The 15,265-nt window shown below is 66.0% G+C and carries 14 protein-coding genes; 8 read left to right on the top strand and 6 right to left on the bottom strand.

The window, feature by feature from the left end:
* The first annotated feature begins 67 nt into the window (after nt 1-67).
* Complete coding sequence (gene metF / locus P0645_RS07825) at nt 68-937, top strand: methylenetetrahydrofolate reductase [NAD(P)H] (protein ID WP_284164018.1); 870 nt, start codon at nt 68-70, stop codon at nt 935-937.
* Between the two features lie 233 nt (nt 938-1,170).
* Here metF and P0645_RS07820 read toward each other — a convergent pair whose 3' ends face one another.
* Together P0645_RS07820 and P0645_RS07815 are read right to left on the bottom strand one after the other, a co-directional pair.
* Nucleotides 1,171-2,247 carry a T6SS phospholipase effector Tle1-like catalytic domain-containing protein gene (locus P0645_RS07820; RefSeq protein ID WP_284164017.1) on the bottom strand — a complete coding sequence of 359 codons (1,077 nt, stop codon included), beginning with the start codon at nt 2,245-2,247 and terminating at the stop codon, nt 1,171-1,173.
* 157 nt (nt 2,248-2,404) lie between these two features.
* On the bottom strand, nt 2,405-3,550 hold the full coding sequence (locus tag P0645_RS07815; protein WP_284164016.1) for a type III PLP-dependent enzyme: 1,146 nt from the start codon (nt 3,548-3,550) through the stop codon (nt 2,405-2,407).
* 222 nt (nt 3,551-3,772) lie between these two features.
* Here P0645_RS07815 and P0645_RS07810 point away from each other — a divergent pair, with 222 nt between their 5' ends.
* Nucleotides 3,773-4,204, top strand: a complete 432-nt coding sequence (locus P0645_RS07810) for an Lrp/AsnC family transcriptional regulator (RefSeq protein ID WP_267634928.1) — start codon at nt 3,773-3,775, stop codon at nt 4,202-4,204.
* 22 nt (nt 4,205-4,226) lie between these two features.
* Here P0645_RS07810 and P0645_RS07805 read toward each other — a convergent pair whose 3' ends face one another.
* The gene (locus tag P0645_RS07805) at nt 4,227-4,862 is read right to left on the bottom strand and encodes a winged helix-turn-helix transcriptional regulator (protein ID WP_284164015.1); all 636 of its coding nucleotides are present in this window, start codon (nt 4,860-4,862) and stop codon (nt 4,227-4,229) included.
* Between the two features lie 101 nt (nt 4,863-4,963).
* Here P0645_RS07805 and P0645_RS07800 point away from each other — a divergent pair, with 101 nt between their 5' ends.
* The 4 genes from P0645_RS07800 (at nt 4,964) to P0645_RS07785 (ending at nt 10,777) form a co-directional block, all read left to right on the top strand.
* On the top strand, nt 4,964-5,647 hold the full coding sequence (locus tag P0645_RS07800; protein ID WP_284164014.1) for a glutathione S-transferase family protein: 684 nt from the start codon (nt 4,964-4,966) through the stop codon (nt 5,645-5,647).
* A gap of 20 nt (nt 5,648-5,667) precedes the next feature.
* A complete protein-coding gene (locus P0645_RS07795; protein ID WP_284164013.1) occupies nt 5,668-6,432 on the top strand; it encodes a VOC family protein in 765 nt (254 codons plus the stop codon).
* 82 nt (nt 6,433-6,514) lie between these two features.
* Complete coding sequence (locus P0645_RS07790; protein WP_284164119.1) at nt 6,515-9,598, top strand: valine--tRNA ligase; 3,084 nt, start codon at nt 6,515-6,517, stop codon at nt 9,596-9,598.
* A 72-nt stretch (nt 9,599-9,670) separates the two neighbouring features.
* Nucleotides 9,671-10,777, top strand: a complete 1,107-nt coding sequence (locus P0645_RS07785) for a pyridoxal phosphate-dependent aminotransferase (protein ID WP_284164012.1) — start codon at nt 9,671-9,673, stop codon at nt 10,775-10,777.
* A gap of 3 nt (nt 10,778-10,780) precedes the next feature.
* On the opposite strand, the gene P0645_RS07780 is transcribed toward P0645_RS07785, so the two are convergent.
* The gene (locus P0645_RS07780; protein ID WP_284164011.1) at nt 10,781-11,980 is read right to left on the bottom strand and encodes a pyridoxal-phosphate-dependent aminotransferase family protein; all 1,200 of its coding nucleotides are present in this window, start codon (nt 11,978-11,980) and stop codon (nt 10,781-10,783) included.
* Nucleotides 11,981-12,097: 117 nt separating this feature from the next.
* Between P0645_RS07780 and ygfZ the strand changes: the two genes are divergently transcribed.
* Both ygfZ and P0645_RS07770 read left to right on the top strand, forming a co-directional pair.
* Complete coding sequence (gene ygfZ, locus P0645_RS07775) at nt 12,098-12,850, top strand: CAF17-like 4Fe-4S cluster assembly/insertion protein YgfZ (protein WP_284164010.1); 753 nt, start codon at nt 12,098-12,100, stop codon at nt 12,848-12,850.
* A gap of 252 nt (nt 12,851-13,102) precedes the next feature.
* The gene (locus P0645_RS07770) at nt 13,103-13,423 is read left to right on the top strand and encodes a DUF6280 family protein (protein WP_267634917.1); all 321 of its coding nucleotides are present in this window, start codon (nt 13,103-13,105) and stop codon (nt 13,421-13,423) included.
* A 59-nt stretch (nt 13,424-13,482) separates the two neighbouring features.
* Here P0645_RS07770 and P0645_RS07765 read toward each other — a convergent pair whose 3' ends face one another.
* The gene (locus P0645_RS07765; protein WP_284164009.1) at nt 13,483-14,052 is read right to left on the bottom strand and encodes a cobalamin biosynthesis protein CobQ; all 570 of its coding nucleotides are present in this window, start codon (nt 14,050-14,052) and stop codon (nt 13,483-13,485) included.
* 61 nt (nt 14,053-14,113) lie between these two features.
* Nucleotides 14,114-15,232 carry a hypothetical protein gene (locus P0645_RS07760; protein WP_284164008.1) on the bottom strand — a complete coding sequence of 373 codons (1,119 nt, stop codon included), beginning with the start codon at nt 15,230-15,232 and terminating at the stop codon, nt 14,114-14,116.
* Nucleotides 15,233-15,265 lie beyond the last annotated feature (33 nt).

Below are 15,265 nucleotides of genomic sequence, written 5' to 3'. Positions count from 1 at the left end.
TTGAAGATTATGAATTTGTCTCACAACCCGCCGCATGAGACAAGAGGCGCAAAGGAAAGGCCCGATCATGTCCAAAGCGCCCCGCATCTCGTTCGAATTCTTCCCGCCCCAGACGCTCGACGCGTCCTTCCGGCTTTGGGAGACGGTGCAGATGCTGGCGCCGCTCTCGCCCGACTATGTGTCCGTCACTTACGGTGCGGGCGGTACGACACGGGCGCTGACCCATGAGGCGGTCCGCACCATCGGCCAGAACTACGGCCTCAGGGTCGCGGCGCATCTGACCTGCGTCGACGCAAGCCGCGAAGAAACCCTCGCCATCGCCGAAAGCTACGCCGCCGCCGGTGTGACCGATATCGTGGCGCTGCGCGGCGATGCGCCGAAGGGCGCGGACCGGTTCATTCCGCACCCCGAGGGCTTCGCCAATACGGTGGAGCTCGTGGAGGCGCTGGCCCGCACCGGCAAGTTCAACATCGCCGTCGGCGCCTATCCCGAACCGCACCCCGAAGCGGCAAGCGCCCAGGCCGATGTCGACTGGCTCAAGCGCAAGATCGACGCGGGCGCCAGCCGCGCCATCACCCAGTTCTTCTTCGAGGCCGAGACCTTCCTCAGGTTCCGCGACGCTTGCGCCAAGGCCGGGATCGACGCGCCGATCGTGCCCGGCATCCTGCCGATCATCTCCTGGGACGGTGCCAAGCGTTTCGCCGCCCGCTGCGGCGCCCATGTGCCGCCGACGCTGGACGAGGGCTTCGCCCATGCGATCCGCGACGGACGCGAGGAGCTTCTGGCGCTGACCCAGTGCACCGTCCTCTGCGACCGGCTGGTGAGCGAAGGGGTGGAGGAGCTGCATTTCTACACGCTGAACCGCCCGCACATGACCCGCGACGTCTGCCACGCGCTTGGCGTCACGCCGCAGGTCACGCTGGAAAAGGTCGCCTGATCCGATCTCCCTGCCCGCATGTCGGGTCAACGCGCCCCCCGGGGCGCGTTTTTTTGTCGCGGCGCTCATCGTCGCACTGCGTGCGCTCTTCGCACCGCCGGGACAATCACGGGCGACGCACGTCAACAGCGATAGCCGCAAAGCCCCGCCTCACGTCAAAGACGGAAACCCGACCTTCGGCGGATCGGCCGTCACCAGCGAAGAGCGCACGCAGTGCGACGATGAGCGGCCCCTCAGACCTCGCCCGCCAGTTGCGGGGCACGTTTCAGCCAGAATTGCCCGCGGCGGCTGTCGCGGGCGCTCTTGTGGATGCTTTCGGACGGATCGCCGCCCACCTGCCGCCGGGCGCGCAGAAGGAAGGCCTTGCCCCAGCCGCGCGTCGTACCGACCGAAGGGGCAGACGCATCGCATTTCAACGGCGCCCGCCAGTCTTCGGGCAAGGGCAGGCCGCACCCCTCGATCCGCTCCAGCATCCAGACGAGAGGAATGTTCGACAGCGGTCGCGCCGCCTCGAACCCCGACAATTGCCCGCCGACATCGCCATGGGCGCCGCGGAACCAGACCTGCTCGACCCGTCCCTGCCAGTCGCCGTGGTGTGTCTGCCACAGGATCGGATCGAAGGCCGCCCGCGTCTCGTCGAGCGCCAGCGCCTGATAGCCATGCCGCACCACCGCCGACAGGGCGTGATTGTGGAACTCGTGCTGCGGCTCGGTCCACATCCACAGGAAGGGCAGCCTGACGCCCAGCGCCTTCACCGTATCGAAAACGCCGATCATCTCGACCTCGACCGAGGGATGGCAATGGATGCGGGAAAAATCCGCCTCCGCCGCGCTTTGATCCTTGGCCTGGTAATAGCGGTAGGCGAGCTGCACATTGCGCTCGGTCGCACTCTCGGCGCGCAACAATCCCACCTGATCCAGAACCCCGGCAAGGGATCGCACCGCATAGGCCCCGCGCGAATAGCCGATCAGGAAGATCCGGTCCCCCGGCCGGTAGCGGCTGGCAAGCCAGCCATAGGCCCGGCGGATCTGGCGGTTTATTCCGCGCCCCATGGCAACGCCGGGCGTGTCGGACCACATGTGCCATTGCACGCCCGCCTCGTAATAAAGCGACAGACGGGCCGAGGCGGGGGCGGCCTTCAAGAGCCGGTAGATGCGGCCGACATTCGTCTCCTGCCCCGGGGTCAGATCGCCGAGCGTGCCGTCGAGCAGGATCACATGATCGGTCCGGCGCCGCTCGGCCGGCGCACTCGCAGGCGCGGGCCTCGGGTTCTGCACCTCGACCCGGCGGCCGATGCGCAGCATCCTCATCAGACGGTCTGTCAGCCACTCCCGCACAGGGCCAGTTCCTCTGCCTTCCCGCATACCATACTAGCTGAAGGAATTTTACAGAAGGTTGCGGCATCGCAAAGGCGGAGGGCGATCAACAATCGCCCCCCGCCGTCACGATTGCGCGACGCTGATCCGGTCAGGGTACCGGGCTCAGGACAGTGACCATCACCACCGCGCCGAAGCCGTTGAACAGCGTGTTGGTCGCGGTCGAATAGGCGCCCATCCCCTCGATCAGCAGATAATCGCCCTCGGCGATATCGCCCGGCAGCATGACCTCGCCCGGCAGCTGGTCGACGGAATCGCAGGTCGGGCCAAAGACGATGCGGCCTTCCCTTGCGCCTTGACGCTTCTTGCCCTCCGGCGTCACCACCGACACCCGGTCGATCATGCCGGTCAGCGGCAGCTCGTCCATGCAGCCATAGACACCGTCGTTCAGGAACACATGCGCCCCGTCGCGCACGCCTTTCACGCGGGCGGCGCTGGTGATGCTTTCGGCCACCATCCCGCGCCCCGGCTCGCACACCAGTGCCGGGCGGTCGTCGCCAAAGACCTCGCCCGTCACCCGATCGATCGTCTCGAAGATCGCCTCAAGGTCCGGCACCTCGCCCGCCACGCGGTACGAGGGGAAGCCGCCCCCGGTGTTCAGCCGCCGCGCCTTCACGCCCGCAAGCTGGCAGATCTCGGCCGCAGCGCGCAGGTAAGCGTCCCAGGTCATCGGCCGGATGCATTGCGTGCCGGGATGGAAGGTCAGCGAGGGGATGAAGCCCGCTGCCGCCACGCGCTTCAGAAGCTCCGCCGCCACCTCGACCGTCGCGCCGAACTTGGCGCCGAAATTGTAGGCAGCACCCTTCACCGGCAGCTTGAAGCGCACGGTGATCTCGGTGCCGTCCGCAGGCACGATCTCGATCAGTTTCTCCAGCTCGCTCGCGCTGTCGACCGAATAGGACACCACGCCCTGCTCGACCGCATAGGCGATCTCGTGGCGGGCACGGACCGGGTTGTTGTAGTGCATCGCCGCACCCGGCGCCAAACGCTTTATCAGCGCGATCTCGGCGGGAGAGGCCACGTCAAAACCCTTGACCCCGGCGGCCGCCAGATTCTGGATCACCATCTCGTCGGGGTTCGATTTCACCGCATAGGTGACCATCCCCGGAAAGCCGTCGATAAACCGGCGCGCGGTCGCCTGCAGAACGGCGGGCGCGAAGAACATCACCGGATTGTCCGGCTGTTGCGAACGCAGGAATTCGGACGGATTCGTCCATATCGTTTTCGAGAGCCCCATCGGCGCATCCTCTGCCAACAAGGCGCAGCCACCTTTTTCCCCGGCTTTACGGGTCAGAAGACGCTTACGCGGTCCACCAACCAGGCCAGGTGCGAATGAGGCGCCCTTTCACCTGAACGAATGGCCGCGATATGGGGCACATTTTCACCGATCAAAAGAGTAGATTTGCCTGCGAAAGTCGTTATAACGCCGAAAATTCCGGTTAATCCGACGGAGAACGGCATGGATGACCTCGACCGCTCGCTTCTGGCCCTTCTCGGCGCCGATGCGCGGATATCGGTGGCGACGCTGGCGCGGCGGCTGAAGGTCGCCCGCTCGACCATCCAGGCGCGGCTGGAGCGGTTGGAGACCAGCGGCGTGATCGCGGGCTATACCGTCAAGCTCGGCGAGGCGGCGCGTCAGGGACGCATCCGCGCGACCGTGCTTCTAGCCATCGAACCGCGCGCCCAGGCCTCGATCCTCACCCGGTTGAAGTCGATCCCCGAGGTCGAGCGCGTTCACACCACCTCGGGCCGCGTTGATTTCCTTCTGCAGGTCTCGGCGACCACGACGGCGGTGCTTGACGGCATCCTCGACCAGATCGGCGAGATGACCGGGGTGAAATCGTCCGAAAGCCTCATCCATCTGTCCACGAAGATCGACCGCGCCGTCTAGGTCGCGCCGATGGGTCAGAGGGTCAGCCGGGCAGGCTGAACCTGTCGACAAACCGCTGGGCCCACGAAGGGTCGCCCTCCACCCTGCCAAGACCTGCCGCTATCGCCTCCGCGACCGGACGCGCGCCATAGATCATCGCGGCAAGGCCGTTCGCATGGCCATGGAAGCAAAGTTCCCGGCCCGGTGCGGCCACCCGGCGGACGGAATAGGCGCCACCGCCCAACCGCACCTCGAACCGCTCCTCCTCCATCGCAAAGCCCGCGGTCATGGGTTGACCGCCGCGATCCGCCATCGCCCGCATCGACAGCATCAGCGCGGTCGGGCTGATGAAAAGCGTCGGATCGTGCCCCGGCTGTCGCACGCCCCAGTCGCACAGCGCCTTGAGGATCGGCCAGAGCCCCTCTCCGGCGTCGGTCAGCCCGTAGACCACGACCGACGCGGGCGGTGCGAGGGTTTCGCGGACCAGAAGCCCCGCCGCCACCATCTCCTCCAGCCGCTGCGACAGCATGTTGGTCGCAATCCCCGGCACCCCGGCCCGGATCGCGCCGAACCGCTTCGGCCCCAGCATCAGCTCGCGCGCGATGAGCAACGTCCAGCGATCGCCGATCAGATCGAGCGCATGGGCCGCCAGACAGCCTTCCCCGTAGCTTTTCGGCAAATGTCACCTGTCTCTCTTCGCTTTCAAAAATAAAGTATCAGTTGTTTTTTGCAAGCATCTTGACCTACCCTTCCCGAAAACGACTCAACAGGGAGCGACCGATGCCCGACGCCGACATGCCGATCCTCTTCACCTATGAATGGGTGCCCGACTTCCCGCGCGGCTATGTGCGCGACCTGCGCATCCGCTGGCTGTTTCACGAGATGGATCAGCCCTACCGGGTCGAGACCGTCCCCTTCGCCCCGAAAAGCGCCGAACATCTGGCGATGCAGCCCTTCGGTCAGGTTCCGGCGGTGCGCTGGCGCGGCCGGAACTGGTTCGAAACCGGCGCGATCCTTCTGGGCCTCGCCACCGGGCACGACAGGCTCCTGCCCGAGGCGCGCCGCGCCGAGATCACCGAATGGCTCTTCGCCGCCGCCAATTCGGTTGAAATGTCGACCCAGCCCTGGATCTTCGCCGCTGCATCGCTGGCCGCGCCGCAGATCTTCGGCCCCGCCCCCGCGCCCGAAGTGATCGAACGCCTCGCCCAGCGCATGAAAACGAGGCTCGGCGCGATGGAAACCGTCCTGACCACCCGCGACTGGCTGGCGGGCGACTTCACCATCGCCGACATCCTGATGGCCGATGTCCTCAGGATCGCCGGTGACAAGGGCGGTCTCGAGGGCTATCCTGTCCTTCAATCCTATGTCGCCCGCGCCACCGCCCGGCCCGCCTTCCGCAAGGCCCACGCCGACCAGATGGCGCACTGGGCTGCAGCCGACGCCGCCCGCGCCGCCGTCGCCTGACCCGACCGAAAGGACAAGCCATGACCAGACCCGCGCAAGGAACCCCCTGCTGGTATGAACTGACGACCGGCGACCTGGACGCCGCCCAGCGATTCTATGAAACGGTCATCGGCTGGACGGTCGCCGGCAGCGGCATGGAAGGCATGGATTACCGCATCGCGAAGGCGGGCGAGGCGATGGTCGCCGGCATGATGCTGCCCCCCGCCCCCGGCATCCCGCCGAACTGGGGCATCTATTTCGCCGTCGATGATTGCGATGCCGCTGCAAAGGGCGCCAGGGCCGATGGCGCCACGGTCTACATGGAACCGACCGACATCCCCGACGTCGGCCGCTTTGCCGCGCTGGCCGACCCGCAGGGCGCCGCCTTCTCGATCCTCGCGATGGACGACGCGGGCGAGGCGTTCGGTCCGATGAAGACCGGACACGGCAACTGGCACGAACTGATGTCCTCCGACCCCAAAGCCGGGCTCGCCTTCTACGGCAGGCTCTTCGGCTGGAAAGCCTCGACCGCGGTGGACATGGGCCCGATCGGCACCTACCAGCTCTTCTCCCATCAGGGTCAGGACATCGGCGGCATGATGGCCATCGCCCCCGGCATGCCGGGGCCGGGCGTGCCCTTCTGGCTGCCCTATTTCGGCGCCGACGGGATTGACGCCGCAATCGGCCGGATCACGGCGAACGGCGGCACCGTGCTGAACGGCCCGATGGAAGTGCCCGGCGGCGCCTTCATCTGCGTCGCGCAAGACCCGCAGGGCGCGGCCTTCGCCCTCGTCGGCCCGAAATAGCCTCTCACCCAGCACTGCATCCGTAACCCTTGGCCTTTCGCCTCTCTCCCGCTAGAGGAGGCGTAAGCAAGGGATGACTGACATGCCGATGGAAAAGACCTTCACCCCCGCCGAGGCCGAGGCCCGCATCTCGGCCGAATGGATCGAGAAAAAGGCCTTCGCGGCCGGCGCCAACGCAAAGCCGGGCGCCGAGGCCTTCTCCATCGTCATCCCGCCGCCGAACGTCACCGGCTCGCTTCACATGGGGCACGCGTTCAACAACACGCTGCAGGACATCCTGATCCGCTGGCACCGGATGCGCGGCCATGACACGCTCTGGCAGCCCGGCACCGACCATGCGGGCATCGCGACCCAGATGGTCGTCGAACGCGAACTGGCTCAGGAAGGCAACAAGGGCCGCCGTGACATGGGGCGCGAGGCCTTCACCGCCCGCGTCTGGCAGCAAAAGCAGAAATCGCGCGGCAATATCGTCGGCCAGCTCCAGCGCCTCGGCTGCTCCTGCGACTGGGACCGCGAGGCCTTCACCATGTCCGGCGCGCCCAATTGCCCGCCCGGCGAGGACGGCAACTTCCACGATGCCGTCATCAAGGTCTTCGTCGATCTCTACAACAAGGGCCTGATCTATCGCGGCAAGCGGCTGGTGAACTGGGACCCCCATTTTGAGACCGCGATCTCCGACCTCGAGGTCGAGCAGATCGAGGTCCAGGGCCAGATGTGGCATTTCAAATACCCGCTCGCGGGCGGCGCCACCTATGAATATGTGGAAAAGGATGAAGACGGAAACGTCACCTTCCGCGAGACCCGCGACTATATCTCCATCGCCACCACGCGGCCCGAAACCATGCTGGGCGATGGCGCGGTCGCCGTCCACCCGTCCGACGAACGCTATGCGCCCATCGTGGGCCTCCTCTGCGAAATTCCGGTGGGGCCGAAGGAGCACCGTCGCCTCATCCCGATCATCACCGACGAATATCCCGACCCGACCTTCGGCTCAGGTGCCGTGAAGATCACCGGCGCGCATGACTTCAACGACTATGCCGTCGCCAAGCGCGGCAACATCCCCTGCTACCGGCTGATGGACACCCGCGCCCAGATGCGCGCCGACGGCGCCCCCTATGCGGAAGCCGCCACCATCGCCAATGCCGTCGCGCGCGGCGAACGGACGCTGACCGAGGCCGAGGTCGACGCGGTCAACCTCGTCCCCGACGACCTGCGCGGCCTCGACCGCTACGAGGCCCGCAAGCGCGTGATTGACCAGATCACCCGCGAGGGGCTGGCCGTCACCGTGCTGGAAAAGTCGATCGACAAGGAAACCGGCGCCGAACATCTGGAACGCATCCCGCTCGTCGAACAGAACAAGATGATGCAGCCGCACGGCGACCGCTCGAAGGTGGTGATCGAGCCGATGCTGACCGACCAATGGTTCGTCGACACAGCCAAGATCGTCGAACCGGCGCTCGAGGCGGTGCGCTCGGGCAAGACCAAGATCATCCCGCCGTCGGGCGAGAAGACCTATTACCACTGGCTGGAGAATATCGAACCCTGGTGCATCTCCCGCCAACTCTGGTGGGGGCATCAGATTCCGGTGTGGTATGGGCCGGGCGTGTCGCGCGATGAGAATGGTTCGGTTACTATTGACTTGAGAAGTGAGCTTCGGATTTGCGCTCCTAACGAAGAGGAAGCTCTCGTCGAGTTCACGAGGCACTACGGGATTTGTCCTCGCCTTGTCGAAGGACCACCATCCGATTTCAGCCTGCAACAACGTGCCAAGGATGGCCTAGCTGCAAGAAATCTCATCGAAGCGTTTGATGCATGGGAAGCGGGTAAGGATCCAAGCAGCGCCATCTCCGTGTGGCGCGACCCCGATGTCCTCGACACCTGGTTCTCCTCCGGCCTCTGGCCCATCGGCACCCTCGGCTGGCCCGAGGATACGCCCGAACTGCAAAAATACTTCCCCACCTCGGTCCTGATCACGGGCCAGGATATCCTCTTCTTCTGGGTCGCCCGGATGATGATGATGCAACTGGCCGTCGTCGGCGAAATCCCCTTCCACACCGTCTACCTCCACGGCCTCGTCCGCGACGCCAAGGGCAAGAAGATGTCGAAGTCGTTGGGCAATGTCATCGACCCGCTCGAGATCATAGACGAATACGGCGCCGACGCCCTCAGGTTCGCGAACGCCGCCATGGCCTCGCTCGGCGGTGTGCTGAAGGCCGACATGAACCGCATCGCGGGCTACCGGAACTTCGGCACGAAACTCTGGAACGCCACCCGCTTCGCCGAAATGAACGCCGCCCTTTGTCGGGACGTTGTCGGGACGGATGCGGGACGGATGCCCGACGCCAGCCATACCGTCAATCGCTGGATCATCGGCGAGACGGCGCGCGCCCGCCTCGCCGTGGACGAGGCGCTGGAAGCCTTCCGCTTCAACGACGCGGCGGACGCGCTTTACAAGTTCGTCTGGGGCAAGGTCTGCGACTGGTACGTCGAGTTTGCCAAGCCCCTGATGGACGGCGATTTTGCCAACGAAACAAGGGCCACCATGGCCTGGGTGCTCGACCAGTGCTACATCCTCATGCACCCGATCATGCCCTTCATCACCGAGGAACTCTGGGGCCTGACCGGCGAGCGCGCCAAGATGCTCGTCCATGCCGACTGGCCAACCTACGGCGCTGAAATCATTGACGAAACGGCGGATGCCGAGATGAACTGGGTCATCCGCCTGATCGAGGAAGTGCGCTCCGCCCGCACCCAGATGCGCGTGCCGGTGGGCCTCAAACTGCCGATGATCCTGACCGCCCTCGACGACAAGGGCCGCGCGGCGCTCACCCGCAACCGCGCCATCATCGACCGCCTCGCCCGCATCGACGGCCTGAGCGAAGGCACCGCCCCGAAAGGCGCGATCACCATCCCGGTCGAAGGCGGCGCTTTCGCCCTTCCCCTCGAAGGCATCATCGACATCGGCGCCGAAAAGACCCGTCTTTCCAAGACTTTGGAGAAGCTCGAGAAAGACATGTCCGGCCTGCGCGGACGTCTGAACAACCCGAAATTCGTGGCCTCCGCGCCCGAAGAAGTCATCGAGGAAACCCGCGCCAACCTCGCCCTCAACGAGGAAGAAGCCGCCAAACTGAAAGCGGCGCTAACCCGTCTTTCCGAAGCAGTCTGACCCATTCATCTTGGCCCAAATACCTCGGGGGTCCGGGGGCAGAGCCCCCGGCCTTCGCCAATAGGAGGACCGATGCCCCGCTTCACGCCCCTCGTCGACAGCCTCCCCTCGACCGTCCCCTTCGTCGGCCCCGAAACCCAGGAACGCGCCCGCAGCCGTGCCTTCACCGCCCGCCTCGGCGCGAACGAGAATATCTTCGGGCCCTCGCCCATGGCCGTCGCGGCCATGGAAAAGGCCGCCCGCGACGTCTGGATGTACGGCGACCCCGAAAACCACGACCTGAAGCAGGCACTTGCGCACCATCATGGGATCGCTGCGGAAAATATCGTGATTGGCGAAGGGATCGACGGCCTCCTCGGCTATCTCTGCCGCCTCCTCATCGGCCCCGACGATCCGGTTGTGACCTCGGACGGCGCCTACCCTACCTTCAACTTCCATGTCGCGGGCTTCGGCGGCACCCTCCACAAGGTCCCCTACAAGGGCGACCGGGAAGACCCCGAGGGCCTGATCGCCAAGGCCCGCGAAACCGGCGCGAAACTCATCTACCTCGCCAACCCCGACAATCCGATGGGCTCATGGCACCCGGCCGAAACCGTCCAGCAGATGATCGACGCCGTGCCCGAGGCCTGCCTCCTCGTCCTTGACGAAGCCTATGTCGAGTTCGCCCCCGACGGCACCGCCCCCGCCCTCGCCCCCGCGAACCCGAATGTCATCCGCATGCGTACCTTCTCGAAAGCTTACGGCATGGCCGGCGCCCGGGTCGGCTATGCGATCGGCCATCCCGACCTCATCCGCGCCTTCGACAAGATCCGCAACCATTTCGGCATGTCCCGCATCTCCCAAGCGGGCGCCCTCGCCGCGCTTGCAGACAGTGGCCACTTGCCTCGCACCCGCGCCGCCGTAGAAGCGGCCCGCACGGAAATCGCCCGGATCGCCGAAGCCAACGGTCTCGCCCCGCTGCCGTCGGCGACCAATTTCGTCACCATCGACGCCGGGCGCGACGGCGCCTTCGCCCGCCGCCTCGTCGCCGAACTCATCGCCCGCGATATCTTCGTCCGAATGCCCTTCGTTGCCCCGCACGACCGTTGCATACGTGTGAGCTGCGGCCGCCCCGAAGACCTCGCCGCCTTCGCCGAGGCATTGCCACGGGCCCTTGAGGCCGCGCGGGCCTCGTCCTGAGCCTCACGCCCCGGCGATCATCGCCGTAGCCGCGTCTAGCGCGCCTGCGCCGTGCGCCACTTGCAGGGCTTTCATTCCCGCCTCGATCACCGACAGGACGCCTAGCACCATATGGGCATTCACATGACCCATATGACCGATCCTGAGATAGTCGCCATAGGCGGGCTCGTTCGAGTGCGCCATGCCGAGCGGGATGCCCAGCGTCACCCCCGCCACCTCCTCGCTCCAGCGGCGCAACCTGCCGCCCGCCCCGCCGCCGAAGCGCACCGCCGTCACCGATGTGCCGCGCTGGTCCGGCGCCGCCACGTTCAGCGCGATGTCACCGCCCGTCCCCCAGGCATCGACCGCGGCCCAGACCGCGCGCGCCAAACGTTCGTGCCGCGCCCAGACATTTGAAAGCCCCTCCTCGTCGAGGATCATCGTCAGCGCCTCGCCCAGGCCGAACAGATGATGCGTGGGCGCGGTCCCGCAGAAATGCTGCCAATATTCCTCGGCAAAGGCGCGCGGCTCCCAGTCCCAGTAGGGCGTCCTGAGGTCCGATCCCTTGCAGGCGGCAAGCGCCTTGTCGGAGAACCAGACAAAGCCGAGACCCGGCGGCACCATCAGCCCCTTCTGGCTCGCCGCCACGGCAACATCGACACCCCATTCATCCATCAGGAACGGATCGCAGCCCATCGAGGCGATGCAATCGACCGCCAGAAGGGCCGGATGCCCCGCCGCGTCGATCGCCGCCCGCACCTCTGCCACGTCATTCCTGACGGTCGAGGCGGTGTCGGTATGGGTCAGGAGCACCGCTTTGATCCGGCCGCCGCGATCAGCCCGCAGCGCCGCCTCGATCCGGCCCGCGTCGGCCTTCGCCGAGCGGCCGAAATCCAGAAACTCGACCTCGACCCCCATGCGGCGGACCGAATTGGCCCAGCTCAACCCGAACTGGCCGGTCGAAGCCACCAGCGCCCTGTCGCCGCGCGAGAAGAGGTTGGCATTCGCCGCCTCCCACGCGCCATGGCCGTTGACGATATAGATCGCCACATGGGCCGAGGTGCGGGCCACCCGGCGCAGGTCGGCCATGATCCTTGCGGTCAGGTCATGCAGCGGCCCCTCATAGATATTGGGCGCCGCACGGTGCATGGCACTCAGCACCCGGTCGGGCATGACGGACGGGCCGGGGATGGCCAGATAGCGACGGCCCTGCGACAGGTTCATGGGAAAGCTCCTACAGTCGGCGCGACGCTACGACGCGTCCGTTGAGAAGACAATGCGCCCCGCCCCTTTCGCATGCCGGAGCCTGCGCTATATCTTGGCCTCGCGACAGGAGGGATCATGACAGGCGAAGAGGCCCCGGGCCGGACCATCATCCGCATCAGCGGCAAGGATCGCGAAAGCTTCCTGCAGGGGCTTGTCACCAACGACCTGCGCAGGCTCCAAGACGGGGCGGTTTATGCAGCCCTTCTGACCCCGCAAGGCAAGTACCTGGCCGATTTCTTCCTCTACCCGGCCGAGGAGGCAGTGCTGCTCGACGTGGCCGAACCGCTAGCCGAAGGGCTGGTGCGCCGCCTGTCACTCTACCGGCTGCGGGCCGATGTCACGCTCGAGCGCACCGCACTTCACGTCCATCGCGGCCTTGGGCCCGCCCCTGCGGGTGCATTCCCCGATCCGCGCCATCCGGCGATGGGCTGGCGTGCCGTGGCGAATGGTCCCGGCGCCGCGCCGACCACCGACTGGGATGCGATACGCGTGGCCGAGCTGATCCCCGAAAGCCTGACCGAATTGCATCCCGATGACAGCTATATTCTGGAAATGGGGTTCGAGCGGTTGAACGGTGTCGATTTCCGCAAGGGCTGCTATGTCGGGCAGGAGGTCACCGCGCGGATGAAGCACAAGACCGAGCTGCGCAAGGGTCTTGCCCGGGTCGAGATCGCCGGGGAGGCAGCACCTGGCACCCCGATCCTTGCGGACGGCAAGGAAGCGGGGGAGATTTGTACACGTTCCGGCAATAATGCGATCGCCTACCTGCGATTTGACCGGGCGGAGGGCAAAATGCGGGCGGGAGAAGCCACGGTTCGGCGCGCGTAGCCTCGATCGGGTTCTTGATCGACCGTCTGGTCAAATCCGCAAAAGAATCGCATGGGCGACTTGACGCGGCGAAGAACCTCCCCATATCTGGACCTGCGTTTGCGGTAACTTCAGCCAGATATTGATGCTGCGACCGCAAAGCCATGCGTCAGGCGCATGACAGGCATTCGAAACCAGAAATACCGAATCACGAATAAATCGTCATATTCACGGCACTTCGGGAAACGCAAGAGCAATAACAGGACGAATGGAATGCGCGACTTCGTGGATGGTACGGCTTTCAATTACGAGCAGGGTCAGCGGTCGCGCAAACTCTTTGCCGCGGTGGTTCTGGCTGCGCTCGACGATGCGATCGCCGATGACAAGAAATACGGCAACGGCCCCGACCAGATCGCCCGCTGGGCGCGGTCGCGCGATGGCCGCGAGGTTCTGTCCTGCGCGGGGATCGACCCGAACGAGCGGGTGGTGAAGGGCCTGATGGAATTCGTGGGCAAGGGCGTGCGCACCTCGGTCGCGCTGTCGCGCGAGGAAAGCGAACGCCGTCATGCCGCGGAAGAGGCCGAAGCGGCCTGATCAGCGCCCGGCAGTCCGGTCACACAGCGCGCCCAAGGGCGCGCGTTTTCGTGTCCGGGTCAGAGCAGATAGTGGAACATCAGGTGCGGCGTGAGTTCGAGTGCGAGCAGCGCGGCGAAGAAAGCCCGCGCCCGCCAGCCCGAGAAACGCCGCCAGAGCCAGGCGGTGCAGAGAATCGCGAGCGCCATTTCGACCGGCGCGACAATCTGGCCATGGTGGCGCGGATCCCAGTAGCTGACCGGGCTGCGGAACATCCAGTCAGACACCGGCCAGAAATGGCGGCGTGCATCCTCGTTGTGCAGCACGAGGTCGCAGGTCACATGCAAAAGCCCCGCCGCCGCGAAGGCGATGACAGCGGTCCTGCCCCGCCAAAGGGCGAAGGCCAGGACGATGCCCCAGAGCGGGATACTGTTATCGACTGCAAAAACCGCCTGCCATTCGGTCGAGAAATAAAGCTCTCGGAACACCCGCTCTGCCGGGATGCCCATGAGCCAGATCGAGGCCGTGGCCATGAGATACAGCGACAGGTCGGGTACAAGCGCGCCGAGAACAGCGGCGACGGTCGTTCCCGGGTGCGACGGGCGCGCGAAGAGCGCGGCGCCGAAGAGAAGATGGGCGGGCGTGTTCATGGCGGCGGCAGAGTGCGCCGCCCGTTGCTTGCTGGCAAGGGCCGGTGACGGACCGCTGCCCTCACCGGCGCGTCTGCAGCGCCTCGGCGATGGCTGCCTCGATGCGGCTGACAAGGCGGGCACCGAACTCGCCCTGCATCTCCTCGCGCAGGATGTCGGCGATCAGGTCGCGTAACATGCCGTCCGACTGTCCGGCGGCCTTCCCGGCTTCCTCGTCGGGCCACGGCGCGGCAGCCTCGTCCAGCTCGTCCGCGAGAAGGCTGTCTTCCCCGTCCTCGGGCGTGTCGTCTGCAACGTCCGGCAGGGCAACGGCCGTCAGCGACAGATGCAGCCGACCAGCAGGTTCGACCGCTTGCGCCTGTGCGGCGTCGCCGAGGGGCTGCTCATCCCGGCTTTCGGGGTCACCGCTGCCGTCAGACAGGCTTTCGGAAAGATCCTGCGCCGCGCCGCTGATGTCGTCGGCGACCGGAGTTGCGCTGCCCGGCGGCTCGGACAGATCGCCTTCGGGGGCCGCGGGCGAGAGCGAGACACGCCAGCTGTCGCCGCGACGCATGAGCGGCATCGCAATATCACCGATGATCGGCGCATCGAGGCGGTCTTCGGGCGCCGACATTTCGAAACCGGCCATGATCCCGTGGAAGCCTGACGGCTTCTGCTCTGCAGGCGCTTCTCCCGCCCGGCTGGCGGCCTCCGGCGCGGGATCGGCGGCGTCCGCCGTCCAGTCAGCATCCTCCAGGGCCTCGGCATCGCCAAGATCGGGTTCAAAGGGCTCATCGATATCGGCGACGGCGGCTTCCAGTTCGGCGATGGTTTCTTCCAGGGATGCCGCCTCCGCCAGAAGCGGCTCGGCCTCGACCTCCGGCGGCAGGTCGAGGAGGAGCGGCGTCTCCTCTACCTCGGCGGCGATATCGGCCTCCCATTCGGCGGCCGTCCCGGACGCGACGGCAGGCGCGGCATCCTCGGCGGGGATGCGGTGGGCAGCGGTCAGCACAAGGCGGCTGTCGGCACTCTCGGCCAGAGCAGCGGGCGCGGAAACAGACGGGGCAGCCGAAGCGGGCGCTGCAGCCGCGCCGCCAGCCTGCGCTGCCTCGTCGGGCATCACGTGCCGACGCTCGGCCACCAGCCGCCGGATCGAGGAAAGGACGTCGTTGATTTCCATATTCGCCGGGGATGTGCTCATCTCAACCGCTCCTGCCTTGCCATGATAACAGCA

The organism is Frigidibacter sp. SD6-1, assembly GCF_030143255.1.
Classification (GTDB): Bacteria; Pseudomonadota; Alphaproteobacteria; order Rhodobacterales; family Rhodobacteraceae; genus TMP-24.
Note: the sequence above shows the minus strand (reverse complement) of the source record. Positions and strands in the feature narration are given on the sequence as shown.